Origin of the sequence: Roseibium sp. (assembly GCF_048261595.1) — a bacterium.
Lineage (GTDB): Bacteria > Pseudomonadota > Alphaproteobacteria > Rhizobiales > Stappiaceae > Roseibium.
Genome location: NZ_JBLXFW010000006.1, coordinates 60,695 through 75,860 on the forward strand (window position 1 = coordinate 60,695; position 15,166 = coordinate 75,860).

The window sequence follows — 15,166 nt, forward strand, 5'->3', positions numbered from 1 at the left end:
GGTTCAGTGTGATGAAACATCATTTAGAACGGACAGCACTGCACAGGAACCCGAAGCATGTCTGAAAAATCGCCACTGGATTGTTGCTCTTCGAACAACAAGGATTGCGGCGCGCTCGCCAGTGTTGAACAGACGATCGAGAGTGCGATCGGACTGTGCACGCCTGTCACCGGCACCGAAACCGTCCAGATCAAGGATGCGGTCGGCAGAGTAGCCGCCTACGACGTGGTATCCCTGTTCAGCCTGCCATTGCGCGACCATTCCGCGGTGGACGGCTACGCGTTGGCAGGTCACGGCAGAGGTCCCTTCAGGATTGCCGGTACCGTGATTGCCGGCGATGCCCCGCCGGACCGGCTCGGTCGGGGCGAGGCCCTGCGGATCATGACCGGCGCGCCGATCCCGGCGGGCACCGAGTCTGTGGTCATGCAGGAGCATGTCAGCATCGCCGATGGCAACGTCAGCCCGACTTTCGATGTGCCGGCAGGAGACAACATCCGTCGAAAGGGTGAGGACGTTTCTTCCATGGATGTCCTGATCAAGGCTGGCACCCGCATCGACCCGCGCCACGTCGCCGTTCTGGCGGCCAGCGGCTACCAGGGGATCGAAGTCCGGCGCCGGTTGAAGATCGCACTGCTGTCGACAGGCAACGAATTGCGGGATCCCGGCGTCGGCATGGGACAGGGCAGCATCTTCGACACGAACCGTCCGATGCTCTCGGCACTTCTGTCCGAGGAAAACGTCGAGATCACCGACTTGGGCATCCGTCCCGACAACAGAGACATCATCAGCGAAACATTGGCGAAGGCCGCTGAGAACCATGACGTGATCATAACGTCAGGGGGCGTATCGGTGGGCGTTGAAGACCACCTGCGTCCGGCGGTCGTTCAAGCTGGCGGCAAGATCCGGAACTGGCGCATGGCGATCAAACCAGGCAAACCAATCACGATCGGAAGCTTGGGTCAGGCGATCTACCTTGGCCTGCCGGGCAACCCCCTCGCCTGTTTCGTGGACTTCCTCCTGGTATGCCGGCCGGTTCTGTCCGCTTTGTGCGGACGTCCACACGTCCCGGCGGCACCGCTCAATGCTACTGCCGCGTTCGAGCTGTCGCGGCGCGGCGGGCGACGGGAATTCTTCCCGGCGAGCGTGGTCGGGCTTTCTGAGAGCGGCTTGCCGGTGATCGAGAAGATCGGCAGGGCCGGATCGGCACGCCTGATGCCGTTGATCGAGGCCGACGGTCTCGGCGTCATCGACAGTGACTGCCAAACCGTGGAACCAGGCTCGAGCCTCCAGTTCTTCCCGTTCCGGTCCGAGTTGATCATCTAGAATACCGTACGCGTCAAACACACCTTTCGAGGTGGGCGAAGCGGCAGAGGCCTTTTAAGGCTTGGCCATATAGAGCGATGTTACAACGACAAAAAACCGGCGAAAATCGCCGGTTTTCTGGTCTTCAAGCGCATGACAGGCTTGCTACGCCTCGGACGTCAGCTCGCCTTGTTCGGGCGATAGGTCTTGAGCAGCCGCGGATCGGTTTCGATTGAACCGGCACCAATGACTTCAAGGCAATATGGCACTGCCGGGAACACCGTATTCAGGCAGACCTCAATGCTGGACGGCGCGCCTGGCAGGTTGATGATCATCGTCTTGCCACGAATGCCTGCAGTCTGACGGGAGAGAATTGCGGTTGGCACCTGATCGAGGCTGCTGCGCCGCATCAGTTCACCAAAGCCCGGAAGCTCCTTGACCATGACGGCACGCATCGCCTCGGGCGTGAGATCGCGCGGCGACGGCCCGGTGCCACCAGTGGTCAGGACAAGGTCAACGCGTTGCTGGTCGCACAGATCGATCAGCGCATCGCGAACTTCCTCAAATCCGTCCGGAATGACCTGTCGCGTGATCGTCATGGGGGTCGTAACAGTGGTCTTCAGCCACTTTTCAATCGCAGGCCCACCAAGGTCCGCGTACTCGCCGCGACTGGCGCGGTCCGAGATGGTCAAAATCGTGATTTTCATTTTCTCCCTCCAGAAAAGGAACGGCGGCAGTCTTTGCCGCTTCGAGCGATCTAGGTCTTTTGTCTTGGCACCGTTGCCGTCCCACGCACGACGTTGAGCTAGTGAGTAGCCTGAGTTTACGTGCGCCCTCGCTCCGTCCCATGATTTCAATCAAGGTTCGAGAAAATATCGACCGGGTTCGGCCGCTACTCTGCTGCTTTTTTAGTCAACCCGCATCTTCGGCAGAGACTACCTCGCAAGAACAACCGGTCCGGTGGCAGTTGAGATCCCGCAAGCGACCATCATTGAGGCCGTAGACCCATCCGTGAATCGCCAGTTGCTTACCGCGACGCCATGCCTGTTGAATAATCGGAGTGCGGGCCAGTGCGGATACTTGGGCTTCGATGCTGAGTTCGCACAGCCGATTGTGCCGTTCATCATCGCTCTTGAGTTGCCCAAGCTCTTTTTCGCTCTCGTCCGCGGCATCCCTGATTGGCTGCAGCCAATGATCGATGATGCCGTGCCGGTGTCCGTCCATGGCGGCCCGGACTCCTCCGCACCCATAGTGACCGCAGACGATGATGTGTTTGACCTCCAGGGCCTCTACGGCAAACTCCAGAACCGAGAGCAGGTTGAGGTCGGCTCGGTGCACGAGGTTGGCTACATTGCGATGCACGAATACCTCGCCCGGCTCCAGGCCGGTGATCACATTCGCCGGCACCCGGCTGTCGGAACAGCCGATCCAGAGGTACTCCGGTCGTTGGAGGGCGGACAGACGCCGGAAGTAATCCGGATCTTCGTTGGTCCGCTCATCGGCCCATTTGCGATTGTGTTCGAACAGATCAGACAGCATTTTCCGTCTCCGGAAGCGTGATGCCGCGCCTTGCTGCCATGCTCTGGCCGAGCGCGGTCAGATCGCTGGCCGTCAGGCGCGCGCGTGCTAGCGGCAAGACAATGGCATTTTCACGGGTGAGATGACGACGCTCGTTCTTGGCGAAGCGTCGGATAAGGTCTGCCGCATCAACCGGACAGGCAACGCGACCGTTGACGATGGAGAGGTTCCTGAGAACATCGATGATCTCGCCGGCTGCGCAATGATCACTCATGTGATCGTCCTTCAGCGTGGCAAGCAGCTCTTCGATACGGTCTTCCGGCGTCGCGCGCATGCGCATCAGCGCGTAGAGGTCCTCTTCCTCGTCGCGCAGATGCAGATCGAAGTCGGTCTCGAGAAAGGCAAGCATGGCGGTCAGGTCCTCTTCGTCGCTCCGACCGTCGACCGCCAGTTGCTCCAACATGTTGCACAACGTTCTATGCCGGAAGTGCTCGGCAAAGAGATACTCGATCGGAGCTTCGAACAGGCTTACCGGTGGCGGGACTGTCAGAGCTTCGAGAGCCAGTCTCCGTGCTTCGGTCGAGCTGTTCATTGTTCTTCTCCCCTACTGAACCAGTGGCCCGTCCGCTCCTTCAAGGGTGATGCCCTGGATGTCGGCCTGACTGGCAAGGATCGAGATGTACTGAGACACAGCGCGAGACCAACTGGAGGCCTCGAGCCAGGCGGCGATCTTTTCCTTCACGTGCTCAAAGGGCAGCTGGCGGGGCGGTACGATCTTGTCGAGAGCAATCACATGGAAACCGAACCGGCTTTCGACGGGTTGCTCCGAGATTTCGCCTTCGAGCATCTTTGTCAGAGCAAGGTCGAACTCCTCTGTGGTTTCGCCGCTCGCAATCTGGCCGATCCGGCCGCATTCCTGCGCAGAGGAGCAGGCCGAAAACTCTGCCGCCGCAGCTGAGAACCCTCCCGGGTTTTCATTCAGTCGCTTACACAGGGCAAGTGCGGTCAGCCGCGTCTTGTCCCAGGCAATGACATCTCCGTCGCGGTCTGCAGCCAGAAGGATGTGACGCACTTCGTAGAGCGCCGGAGTGCAGAACTTTGCAGCATTGATTTCAAAATAGCGGCGGCATTCGGCTTCAGTCGCCGCCGGCACGTCGACTTCCTCATCGAGCAGCGCCCGGATGCGTGCATCGTCCGGTGTTTCCCGCCCGTGGCCGTTCGTTTCGCATGCAACGTCACCGATGCCTTGCCGGCCGGCTTCCTGGAGCAGGAGTTCGCGGACGACAAGAGCCTTGGCGGCCGCTCGAACTGCCGCGCCGGGGTTTTCTGCCGGATGGTTCTGGGCCTCCGACAGGATATCGGCTTCCGCAATCACCACTCCGTCAACGCTGATCTCGTCCACGACGGGCTTGGCCTTCGGCGGGATCTTGGTGTCCGGCTCGATGTAGCCGTCATATCCCCGCTTCTCCCCGCCCGGAGTGTCCGGGCGGGTGTTGAGCGACGGGTTTGTATAGAGCGTTGCCATGATCGATCACTCCCCGGGAAGGCGCACGGTCAGCGGGCGGCGTTCCTTTGCCCGCACGACCTGGTAGCCGGGACGCCACAGGTAGCGGACCGGAACGCTGAGCATGTGAACCAGGCGTGTGAACGGGAACAGGAGCAGGATCGTCAGGCCGAGAACCAGGTGCAGCTTGAAGATGATCGACGCCTCGGCGACGTTGTCGGCGGCGCCAGACTGGAACGTAAAGATACCCTGTGCCCAGGTCATGAACTTGACCATCTCGTGGCCGTCCAGATGCTGGAGCGACACGGGGATCGTCAGCAGGCCGAGCGCGAGCTGAGCCCACAGCAGCATGATGATCAGGGTGTCCGACGTGCTGGACGCGGCACGAACCCGCGCATCGAAGAGCCGCCGGTGAACCAGCAGGCTTGCCCCGATGATCGCAATGATCCCGGCTACACCGCCGGCCACGATTGCCAGCATCTGCTTGGCGCCGTGGCTGATGCCCAGTGCGTCGAAGATCACAATCGGGGTCAGCAGGCCGACGAGATGCCCAAAGAAGATGACCAGAACGCCGACGTGAAACAGAACGGATCCGACGACCAGTTGCTTCCTTCGAAGCAGCTGGCTGGAACCGGAGCGCCAAGTGTAGGGTTCGCGGTCATAGCGGACAATGCTGCCCAGGATAAGAACGGCGAGGGCAATGTAGGGGTAGATGCCGAACAGCAAGGTGTTGAGGTAACCCGACATGGTATTTCCTCCTAAAGGGATGCTTGGGCCGAAACATCGGCCGGCTTGCGGGCCGCTGCCCGAATTTGCCGCTGAAGACGGTCGGGGCCGCAGGAGTTCTCACCGGAGTTGCCGCCAAAGGTGACAACCTCCTCTTCCCAAACGGCGTCCAGCGCTTCCAGATCGGCAGGATCGTCTTCCGGATGCTGCAGAAGCTCCTTGACCAGGGCTCGGTCAGGCTTTCCCAGCGCCAGGGACTCCAGCACGATGAAGAGGTTGCGATAGACCGACTTGCGCTTGCGCAGGCGTTCCTTCAGCACGGCCAGAATATGGGCGGTCTGGCCAAGCAGTTCGCTCGCCTCGTTCTCAGGCAGGACCGACAGGAATTCCAGGAACATCGGCAGGTAGTCCGGGAGTTCCTTTGCCCCGATCTCGAAGCCGGCAGCCTCGTAGGTTGCCATCAGGTCCACCATCGCCTGGCCGCGATCCCGGCTTTCGCCGTGAACGTGTTCGAACAGGTGCAGAGCAAGGGAACGCGTGCGATCGAACAGGAACACGTAGCGTTCCTGAAGATCGAACAGGTCCTTGGGCGCCAGATCGTCAATGAAGGAAAGGAGAAGGCGGCGCTGCCGATCTCCAAGCTTCTCGTCCGAGCGGAGGGCCTGGGCGAGTTCGCCCAAGCCTTCTTTCAGTTCCTCGGTCGGATAGGTTAGCAAGAGCGAGATGATCTTGAGGGTCGTATTCATCCGATCTGCTCCTTGAAGATATCGGTAGGCGTCTGGACCGTCTTGGTCCGCTTGGCTCCGAACAGATCCTGGGTGTTGGATCCACCGGAACAGCCATTGCCGAAGGAGAAGCCACAGGAGCCTCGAACGTCATAAGCGTCTTCGCTGATCTCGCGGTGCGACGTCGGAATGACGAAGCGATCCTCGTAGTTGGCGATCGCCATGACGTGGTACATGTCCTCGATCATCTGACCGGTCATGCCGACGCGTTCGGCCACCTGCTCGTCGATCACGCCATCGACGGTCTTGGACCGCATGTAGGACCGCATTGCCATCATGCGTTCCAGCGCATGGACGACCGGCTCTTCATTGCCTGCGGTGAGCAGGTTGGCGAGGTAGCGTACCGGGATACGCATGGACTTCACGTCTGGAACACCGCCATCCATGCCGATCTTGCCTGCTTCTGCAGCAGACTGTAGCGGCGACAGCGGCGGGATGTACCAGACCATCGGCAGCGTCCGGTATTCCGGATGCAGTGGGAAGGCGACCTTCCACTCCATCGCCATCTTGTAGACCGGCGAAGTCTTGGCAGCCTCCAGCCAGGCTTCCGGGATACCGTCCTTGCGAGCCTGTTCGATGACCTTCGGATCGTTCGGATCCAGGAAGATCTTCAGCTGTTGCTCATAGAGGTCCTTCTCGTCATAGCCCGAGGCCACTTCCTCGATGCGGTCTGCATCGTAGAGGATGACGCCGAGATACCGGATACGACCGACGCAGGTCTCGGAGCAGACGGTCGGATGACCGGCTTCAATGCGCGGGTAGCAGAACACGCACTTCTCGGACTTACCCGAAGACCAGTTGTAGTAGATCTTCTTGTAGGGGCAGCCGGAGACGCACATGCGCCAGCCGCGGCACTTTTCCTGGTCGATGAGAACGATGCCGTCGTCTTCGCGCTTGTAGATCGCTCCTGACGGGCAGGATGCGACACAGGCCGGGTTGAGGCAGTGCTCGCAAAGACGCGGCAGGTACATCATGAAGGTGTTTTCGAACTGGCCGTAGATCTCCTTCTCGACCCCTTCGAAGTTGACATCCTTCGACCGCTTGGAGAATTCACCGCCCAGGATTTCCTCCCAGTTCGGGCCCCACTCGATCTTTTCGATGCGTTCGCCGGAGACGAGCGAGCGCGGACGTGCGGTCGGGGTCGCCTGGCTTTCCTTGGCGGTCTGAAGGTGGCCGTAGTCGAAATCGAACGGCTCATAGTAGTCGTCGATTTCCGGCAGGTCCGGGTTGGCGAAGATATTCGCCAGGATCCGCCACTTGGCACCGGCCTTTGGCTGGATCTTGCCGTTCTTCTTGCGGACCCAGCCGCCGTTCCACTTCTTCTGGTTTTCCCATTCCTTGGGATAACCGATGCCGGGTTTCGTCTCGACGTTGTTGAACCAGGCGTATTCGACGCCTTCGCGGTTGGTCCAGACGTTCTTGCAGGTCACGGAGCAGGTGTGGCACCCGATGCATTTATCGAGGTTCAGCACCATGCCGATTTGTGCACGGATCTTCATTCTGCCGCCTCCTTGTTGTAAGCGACCGGCTCCTGATACGGACCTTCCAGCCAATCGATGTTGTCCAGCTTGCGCACGACCACGAATTCATCGCGGTTGGCGCCGACAGTGCCGTAGTAGTTGAAGCCATAGGATTGCTGCGCATACCCGCCGATCATGTGGGTCGGCTTGGTGATGGCGCGGGTCACGGAGTTATGGATCCCGCCACGCTGACCGGTACTGGGCGATCCTGGCGTGTTCACGATCTTTTCCTGAGCGTGATACATGAAGATCGTACCGTCCTTCATGCGCTGGGAGACCACCGCACGAGCGACGATCGCGCCGTTCACGTTGTAGACTTCAACCCAGTCGTTATCGACAATCCCGGCCGTGGCTGCATCGGTTTCCGAAACCCAGACCACCGGTCCGCCACGGTTGAGCGTGAGCATCATCAGGTTGTCCGAGTAGGTGGAGTGGATGCCCCACTTCTGGTGCGGCGTGATGAAGTTCAGCACGACTTGTTTCTGACCATCGTACTTCGCCTCAATCGCCGGCGTGACCGACTTGGTATCGATCGGAGGCCGGTAGACGCAGAACGCCTCGCCGAAGGCACGCATCCACAGGTGATCCTGATAGAGCTGCTGACGGCCGGTCAGCGTGCGCCAGGGGATCAGTTCATGGACGTTGGTGTAGCCGGCGTTGTAGCAGACCTTTTCCGACTCCAGACCTGACCAGGTCGGAGAGGAAATGATCTTGCGTGGCTGGGACACCACATCGCGGAACCGGATCTTCTCGTCTTCCTTGGGAATGGCGAGATGTGTGTGATCGCGACCGGTGTTCTTCGACAGGGCTTCCCATGCCTTCACCGCAACTTCACCGTTGGTTTCTGGCGCGAGCGTCAGGATGACTTCCGTCGCGTCGATGTCGCTTGAGATCTTCGGACGACCCTTGGTCGGGCCTTCCTCGGTCACGACACCGTTCAGCTTGCCGAGGAGTTCTACCTCGTGTTCCGTGTTCCAGGAGATTCCCTTACCACCGTTGCCCAGCTTGTCCATGAGCGGGCCAAGCGCGGTGAAACGCTTGTAGAGGTTCGGGTAGTCCCGTTCCACCACGGCGACCGTCGGCATGGTCTTGCCCGGCATCGGGTCGATTTCGCCCTTCTTCCAGTCCTTGACGTCGAACGGCTGGGCAAGCTCGCCGGCCGTATCGTGCAGGATCGGAACCATGACGACGTCCTTCTCTACACCGAGGATTTCCGGCGCGACGTCGGAGAACTTCCGGGCGATGCCCTTGAAGATGTCCCAGTCGCTCCGTGCATCCCATGCCGGATCCGCGGCGCTTGTCAGAGGATGGATGAACGGATGCATGTCCGAGGTGTTGAGATCGTTCTTTTCGTACCAGGTAGCGGTCGGCAGAACGATGTCGGAATAGACGCAGGTGGTCGACATGCGGAAGTCGAGCGTGACGAGCAGGTCCAGTTTTCCTTCCGGAGCCTCGTCGTGCCATTTGACTTCCTTGGAGTCCTGCAAGCCTTCAGCGCCCAGATCCTTGCCCATGACACCGTGGGACGTGCCCAGAAGGTGCTTGAGGAAGTACTCGTGGCCCTTGCCGGATGAGCCCAGCAGGTTCGAGCGCCAGACGAACATGTTGCGCGGCCAGTTGTGCTCGTCGTCCGGATCCTGGCAGGACATCTCCAGCGATCCGTCCTTGAGCGCCTTGGCGACGTAGTCCTTGGCTTCGACCCCTTCTGCGGCCGCTGCCTTGGCAACCTCCAGCGGATTGGTCTTCAGCTGCGGAGCCGAAGGCAACCAGCCCATCCGTTCTGCGCGGATGTTGTAGTCGATGAGGCTTGCGTTCCAATCGCCTTCCGGTGCTGTCGGAGACAGGATCTCGTCCACCTTCAGGGTTTCGTAGCGCCACTGATCCGTGTGGGCGTAGAAGAAGGAGGTCGAGTTCATGTGCCGCGGCGGACGGCCCCAATCCAGGCCGAAGGCCAGGGGCAGCCAGCCGGTCTGCGGGCGCAGCTTTTCCTGACCCACGTAGTGGCTCCAGCCACCGCCGGACTGACCGATACAGCCGCACATGATCAGGAGATTGATGATCCCCCGATAGTTCATGTCCATGTGGTACCAGTGGTTCAGGCCGGCGCCGAGGATGACCATGGAACGCCCATTGGTCTTCTCTGCATTGGTTGCGAATTCGCGGGCAACCGTGATGATGTTCTTGGCCGGAACACCCGTGATCTTCTCTGCCCATGCGGGCGTGTAGGGCAGGTTCTGGTCGTAGGAGGATGCCGAGTTCGGATCCTTCAGGCCGCGATCGAGGCCGTAGTTTGCCGCGAAGAGATCGAAGACGGTGGCGACGAGCGCTTCGCCGTCCTTGAGCTTCACCTTCTTGGCCGGGACCTTGCGAACCAGAACGCTGTCGTGGTCAGTGCCCTCGAAGAAGTCGTGCTCGCGGTTTCCGAAGTACGGGAAGGCAACATCGGCGATCTCGTCATGGTCGTCATCGAGGATGAGACTCATCTTGAGATCGATGTCATTGCCCTTGGCATCTTTCGATTCAAGGTTCCACTTGCCCTGCTCGCCCCAGCGGAAGCCGATGGAGCCGGTCGGGACGACAACGTCGCCGGACCCGGCCTCGATACCGACCGTCTTCCAGTCCGGATTGTTCTTCTCGCCGAGGCCACGGGCAAATTCCGAAGCGCGCAGGAGCGTGTCCGGAACAAGCTTGCCGTCCTTTTCGACGAGACGGACAAGTAGCGGCATGTCGGTGTAGCGTTTGCAGTAATCCTCGAAGTACTCGGCCTGGCGGTCCAGGTGGTATTCGCGCAGGATGACGTGGCCCATGGCCATGGCCAGAGCCGCGTCCGTACCCTGCTTGGGATGCAGCCACATGTCGGAGAATTTCGCAGCTTCCGAATAGTCCGGAGACACGACGACCGACTTCGTGCCCTTGTAGCGAACTTCCGTGTAGAAGTGCGCGTCCGGCGTACGGGTCTGGGGGACGTTGGATCCCCACAGCATCAGGAAGCCGGCATTGTACCAGTCAGCGGATTCCGGAACGTCGGTCTGCTCGCCCCAGGTCATTGGCGATGCCGGCGGAAGGTCGCAGTACCAGTCGTAGAAGGACATGCAGGTACCGCCCAGCAGCGACAGGTAGCGGGACCCGGCTGCGTAGGACACCATCGACATTGCCGGGATCGGCGAGAAGCCAATGACCCGGTCCGGGCCCCACTTCTTTGCCGTGTAGGCGTTGGCGGCCGCGATGATCTCGTTGACTTCGTCCCAGTCTGCTCGGACGAAACCGCCGTGACCACGAACCTTGATGTATTCGCTGCGCTTTGCCGGATCTTCCTGGATCGCGGTCCAGGCGCCGATCGGGGTCTTTACGGCCCTCTCTTTGCGCCACAGCTTGAGGAGCCGCGAGCGGATCAGCGGATGCTTCACCCGGTTGGCCGAATACATGTACCAGGAGTAGCTGGCGCCGCGCGAACATCCGCGCGGCTCATGGTTCGGCAGGTCCGGCCGCGTGCGCGGATAGTCGGTCTGCTGGGTTTCCCAGGTGACGATCCCGCCCTTGACGTAGATCTTCCACGAACAGGACCCGGTGCAGTTCGCTCCATGGGTCGAGCGAACGATTTTGTCGTGCTGCCAGCGCTTGCGGTACGCGTCTTCCCAAGTGCGGCTTTCATTGGTCGTGACCCCATGACCTTCCGAGAAGGTCTCGCTGGTCTTCCGAGACAGGAAGCTCAGGCGGTCAAGTAAATGCGACATTCTTGTTTCCTCTCCTCTTGGGGCACCGGTTCAGCAGGGAACCGGCGCGTTCTTGCGGGAGTAGTAGGCCCAGGTGATCACCGTGCAGACGGCGTAGAAGATGCCGAAGGTCCACAGAGCCGCTTCCGGTCCGCCTGTCAGGCTGATCGAAGAGCCGTACGCCTTGGGGATGAAGAAGGCGCCGTATGCGGCGATTGCCGAGGTGAAGGCGATGATTGCAGCACTCTCACGCTCAGACTGCTTCAGCGTCGCGGCCTGGTCGAGCTGCGGCATCAGACGCGGCACTTCCTGACGCATGATCGAGGGGATCATCTGGAAGGTCGACGCGTTGCCGACGCCAGTCAGGAAGAACAGGGCCATGAAGCAGGCGAAGAAGCCCCAGAATGCGCCCGGCTGTTCCTTGATGCCGAGGAAGAAGAGCACACCGCCGACGGCGACGATCATGCCGAGGAAGGTCCAGAAGGTAACGCGTCCGCCGCCGAACTTGTCGGAGATCCAGCCGGTTGCCGCACGGCTCAGGGCGCCAACGAGCGGGCCGAGAAAGGCGTATGCAAGAGCATCGACCGCCGGGAACTGCGTCTTCATCAGCAGCGGGAAGCCTGCGGAGTAACCGATAAAGCTACCGAAGGTGCCCGTGTAGAGGATGCACATGATCCAGTTGTGCTTGCGGCTGAAGATAACCGACTGTTCCTTGAAGCTGGCCTGGGCCGAAGCGATGTCGTTCATGCCGAACCACGCTGCGACGGCGCTGACGGCGATAAAGGGAACCCAGATGAAACCGGCGTTCTGGATCCAGAGTTGGGAACCGTCGGACAGGGTCTGAGGCTCGCCGCCGATGGCGCCGAAGACACCAGCCGTGATGACCAGCGGAACAACAAACTGCATGACCGAGACGCCGAGGTTGCCGAGGCCGGCGTTGAGCGCCAGGGCGTTGCCCTTGGTCTTCTTCGGGTAGAAGTAGGCGATGTTGGCCATCGAGGAGGCGAAGTTGCCGCCGCCGAAGCCGCACATCAGGGCCAGAACCAGGAATGTAACGTAGGTGGTTTCCGGGTTCTGTACGGCAAAACCGATGCCGATGGCCGGCAGGAGCAGGGATGCGGTCGACAGCGCCGTCCACTTGCGGCCGCCGAAGATCGGGATCATGAAGCTGTAGAAGATGCGCAAGGTCGCGCCCGAAAGGCCAGGAAGCGCCGCAAGCCAGAAGCGTTGGTCGACGGAGAAATCGAAGCCTATGGCCGGCATCTTCGCAACGACGACGGACCAGACCATCCAGACCGAGAAGGCCAGAAGCAGGTTCGGGATCGAGATCCACAGATTGCGCGTAGCAATGGACCTTCCTGTAGCGTCCCAGAAGGCGGGATCTTCAGGCCGCCAGTCTGTCAGGAGTGGCCCCTTTTGAGAGGCCTGAGCGGTTGCTGTTGCCATTTTCGTATTCCTTGATGGAGAAAATCGGGAGGCAGGCCGCCTGCGGCGGCCTGCCACGCCAGGTCATTGTGCCGGACTGGGACGTGCGGTACCTGAGACCTGACCTTGGGATGCGTCCGGCTTGGCAAGTGGCATCTCCGGGACATCCGAGAGATATTTTTCTTCTTCCAGGCCCGGGTGACGCTTCATTTCCATTCGGCGGATGGCGACGTGCATCCAGACTGTCGAAACGGCAACCAGCACGAACATCAGCATGAATGGGGCCGTCCAGACACCGGTTGCGTCGAGCAGGATCCCGAAGGCGATCGGAAGAACGAAACCGCCGAGCCCGCCAATCATGCCCACCAGACCACCGACCGAGCCGACGTGGTGTGGGTAGTAGACCGGGATGTGCTTGTAGACAGCTGCCTTACCAAGGCTCATGACGAAACCGAGGATGACCGTCAGGGCTACGAAGAGGGACAGTCCAATGCCGAACTGGAAGACGATCGTGCTCGAGATCCCCTGAACGGTGTACTGGGTCTGCGGGTAGCTCATGATGAACAGACACGCGAGCGAGACGATGAAGGTCAGATACATGACCCAACGGGCGCCCCAGCGGTCGGACATCCAGCCCCCAAGTGCACGGAAGACGGAGCCTGGCAGGGAGTAGAGACCTGCAAGGACGCCGGCGGTGGTCAGTTCAAGACCGTATGCTCCGACGTAGTAGCGCGGCAGGAACGATGCGAGCGCGACGAATGCGCCAAATACGAAGAAGTAATAGGTCGCGAAGCGCCAGACCTGAATGTTCTTAAGGGGAGCAAGCTGTTCCGCAGCGGAGACAGCTGAAGCACCGGTCTTCTTGCGTGCAGCCTGCGCGGGGTCATCTTTCGTGAGCACATAGAAGAGCACTGCAGTGATCGCCAGAACCACGGCATAGACCTTCGCAGTACCTTCCCAGCCGAGGGCAACGACAAGGAACGGGGCTGCAAAGTTCGTGACGGCAGCACCGACGTTACCGGCACCGAAGATGCCGAGTGCAGTACCCTGCTTTTCCTTTTCGAACCACTGGGACACATAGGCGACACCGATGATGAAGGAGCCGCCAGCGAGACCCAGACCGAGAGCAGCCAGGAGGAAGACTTCATATGTTCTTACGGAGGTCAGAAGCCAAACGCAGACAGCGGTGACGAGCATCTGGAGCGGGAACATGATGCGCCCGCCGAACTGCTCGGTCCAAACGCCAAGGAAGATTCGGCTGATGGATCCCGTAAGAACCGGCGTCGCGACCAGGAGACCGAACTGGGTATCGCTCAGACTCAGCTCTCCCTTGATCTTCACGCCGATGATCGAAAAAATCGTCCAGACAGCGAAACACACTGTGAACGCGAAGGTGCTTAGTCCAAGCGCCCGGTACTGATCCGAACGCGTGACGCCTTTCAGCGAATGCATCGTTCTACCCCTTATTTTGGGAGGCAAGACTGCATCTCCCGTTGCAGGTGGAAAGAACATCTTCATTCACGCGGAGTTTTTATTGACTTCGATCAAGTCGAAGCATGTTTCAGATCGAAACAAGGCCGAAGACAAGCCACATCAATTTTGTGCCTGCAAAGATCAAAATCATGATTGAGTTCGGCAAATCTAACTGCTAGTTCTGTCAATGGAGCTCTTGATATTTATCAAGTGTCGGAGAGGAACAGCAATGCGTGCGAGCGACTTGCCCGAAGTCCGCGAATTGAGTCTTTTCAGATCTATGTCGGACAGCAACTTCGATATGTTGATGCAGGCGGCCTACCTGCAGACATTTCCCGCACATCTTGATCTAATCAACGAGGGCGACCCGGCAGATTTTCTCTATGTTCTGATTGACGGCTGCGTCGAACTCTGCGCGTCGTCCAACGGACGCAATGCCACGATGGCCCTGGTGCGCCCCATCGGTACCTTCATCCTGGCAGCAGTCTTGAAAGATGCCGTCTATCTGATGTCCGCAAGGACCTGCGAAAAATCGAAAGTCCTGCTGATCCCGTCCGAAGATATCCGCAAGGCATTTTATGAAGACCCCGGCTTCGCACGTTCCATCGTGACCGAATTGGCGACCTGCTATCGGGGGGTCATCAAGGAATACAAGGACCTGAAACTTCGGTCGGCGGTCGAGCGCCTTGCCAACCGCCTGCTACGTTATCATCGGGAACAGGGCAGCACAGGCGTTCTGGAGCTGCCCCATGACAAGCGACGGTTGGCCTCCATTCTCGCGATGACGCCTGAAAATCTATCGAGGGCGTTCAACACCCTGGCTCCCTATGGCGTTGCCGTCTCCGGCAGCACGATCGAACTGACGGACATTCCTGCGCTCACGACTCTGGCACGGCCAAGCCCGCTCATCGACGACAATCAGGTGTGAGTGTAGGAGAGACCAGAGTTCCTTCACCTGAGGCCAGCCAAGACGATCATCCTTGCCACTCCTCGTATCAACGAGGAGACAGTTTAATTGTGCTTAGATCAAGAATCCTACGCGATCCAGACAAACCAGACTGTGACCAACACCTTCAAACCCGAATGGGGAAACTCCTACCGATCATGCACCTACAATCAACCGGGACCATTCAAGCGGGCTAATCAAACCGATCCGATGCGCCATTCACAAATAGCTCTCTACCGCTTTCGACTGTGGAC

At 59.7% G+C, this 15,166-nt stretch carries 10 protein-coding genes and 1 pseudogene; 2 read left to right on the forward strand and 9 right to left on the reverse strand.

Annotation, left to right across the window (positions count from 1 at the left end):
• The first annotated feature begins 57 nt into the window (after window positions 1-57).
• Window positions 58-1,323: a gephyrin-like molybdotransferase Glp gene (glp, locus tag ACN0SY_RS17520; protein ID WP_417689446.1), complete on the forward strand. Its 1,266-nt coding sequence runs from the start codon at window positions 58-60 to the stop codon at window positions 1,321-1,323.
• Window positions 1,324-1,481: 158 nt separating this feature from the next.
• On the opposite strand, the gene mog is transcribed toward glp, so the two are convergent.
• From mog to ACN0SY_RS17565, 9 genes and pseudogenes are all read right to left on the reverse strand, one after another.
• The gene (gene mog, locus ACN0SY_RS17525; protein ID WP_417689448.1) at window positions 1,482-2,009 is read right to left on the reverse strand and encodes a molybdopterin adenylyltransferase; all 528 of its coding nucleotides are present in this window, start codon (window positions 2,007-2,009) and stop codon (window positions 1,482-1,484) included.
• A 205-nt stretch (window positions 2,010-2,214) separates the two neighbouring features.
• Window positions 2,215-2,841 (reverse strand): carbonic anhydrase, encoded by a 627-nt coding sequence (locus tag ACN0SY_RS17530; protein WP_417689450.1) that lies wholly within the window; start codon window positions 2,839-2,841, stop codon window positions 2,215-2,217.
• A complete protein-coding gene (locus ACN0SY_RS17535) occupies window positions 2,831-3,412 on the reverse strand; it encodes a hemerythrin domain-containing protein (RefSeq protein WP_417689452.1) in 582 nt (193 codons plus the stop codon). The genes ACN0SY_RS17530 and ACN0SY_RS17535 overlap by 11 nt, the downstream gene beginning before the upstream one ends.
• A gap of 12 nt (window positions 3,413-3,424) precedes the next feature.
• Window positions 3,425-4,345 (reverse strand): peptidylprolyl isomerase, encoded by a 921-nt coding sequence (locus ACN0SY_RS17540; protein ID WP_417689454.1) that lies wholly within the window; start codon window positions 4,343-4,345, stop codon window positions 3,425-3,427.
• A 6-nt stretch (window positions 4,346-4,351) separates the two neighbouring features.
• On the reverse strand, window positions 4,352-5,071 hold the full coding sequence (narI, locus tag ACN0SY_RS17545; protein WP_417689456.1) for a respiratory nitrate reductase subunit gamma: 720 nt from the start codon (window positions 5,069-5,071) through the stop codon (window positions 4,352-4,354).
• An 11-nt stretch (window positions 5,072-5,082) separates the two neighbouring features.
• Entirely contained in the window at window positions 5,083-5,796 is a 714-nt protein-coding gene (narJ, locus tag ACN0SY_RS17550) for a nitrate reductase molybdenum cofactor assembly chaperone (RefSeq protein ID WP_417689458.1), read from the reverse strand.
• Window positions 5,793-7,334, reverse strand: a complete 1,542-nt coding sequence (narH, locus tag ACN0SY_RS17555; protein ID WP_417672497.1) for a nitrate reductase subunit beta — start codon at window positions 7,332-7,334, stop codon at window positions 5,793-5,795. The genes narJ and narH overlap by 4 nt, the downstream gene beginning before the upstream one ends.
• Window positions 7,331-11,089 (reverse strand): nitrate reductase subunit alpha, encoded by a 3,759-nt coding sequence (locus tag ACN0SY_RS17560; protein WP_417689460.1) that lies wholly within the window; start codon window positions 11,087-11,089, stop codon window positions 7,331-7,333. The genes narH and ACN0SY_RS17560 overlap by 4 nt, the downstream gene beginning before the upstream one ends.
• A gap of 30 nt (window positions 11,090-11,119) precedes the next feature.
• Window positions 11,120-13,927: pseudogene (locus ACN0SY_RS17565) on the reverse strand (nitrate/nitrite transporter); the annotation flags it as partial.
• A 268-nt stretch (window positions 13,928-14,195) separates the two neighbouring features.
• Here ACN0SY_RS17565 and ACN0SY_RS17570 point away from each other — a divergent pair.
• Window positions 14,196-14,894, forward strand: a complete 699-nt coding sequence (locus ACN0SY_RS17570) for a cyclic nucleotide-binding domain-containing protein (protein ID WP_417689462.1) — start codon at window positions 14,196-14,198, stop codon at window positions 14,892-14,894.
• Window positions 14,895-15,166: the final 272 nt, after the last annotated feature.

Coding starts and splice junctions, on each gene's coding strand:
- glp (WP_417689446.1), top strand. CDS start 58: ATGTCTGAAAAATCGCCACTGGATTGTTGCTCTTCGAACAACAAGGAT.
- mog (WP_417689448.1), bottom strand. CDS start 2,009: ATGAAAATCACGATTTTGACCATCTCGGACCGCGCCAGTCGCGGCGAG.
- ACN0SY_RS17530 (WP_417689450.1), bottom strand. CDS start 2,841: ATGCTGTCTGATCTGTTCGAACACAATCGCAAATGGGCCGATGAGCGG.
- ACN0SY_RS17535 (WP_417689452.1), bottom strand. CDS start 3,412: ATGAACAGCTCGACCGAAGCACGGAGACTGGCTCTCGAAGCTCTGACA.
- ACN0SY_RS17540 (WP_417689454.1), bottom strand. CDS start 4,345: ATGGCAACGCTCTATACAAACCCGTCGCTCAACACCCGCCCGGACACT.
- narI (WP_417689456.1), bottom strand. CDS start 5,071: ATGTCGGGTTACCTCAACACCTTGCTGTTCGGCATCTACCCCTACATT.
- narJ (WP_417689458.1), bottom strand. CDS start 5,796: ATGAATACGACCCTCAAGATCATCTCGCTCTTGCTAACCTATCCGACC.
- narH (WP_417672497.1), bottom strand. CDS start 7,334: ATGAAGATCCGTGCACAAATCGGCATGGTGCTGAACCTCGATAAATGC.
- ACN0SY_RS17560 (WP_417689460.1), bottom strand. CDS start 11,089: ATGTCGCATTTACTTGACCGCCTGAGCTTCCTGTCTCGGAAGACCAGC.
- ACN0SY_RS17570 (WP_417689462.1), top strand. CDS start 14,196: ATGCGTGCGAGCGACTTGCCCGAAGTCCGCGAATTGAGTCTTTTCAGA.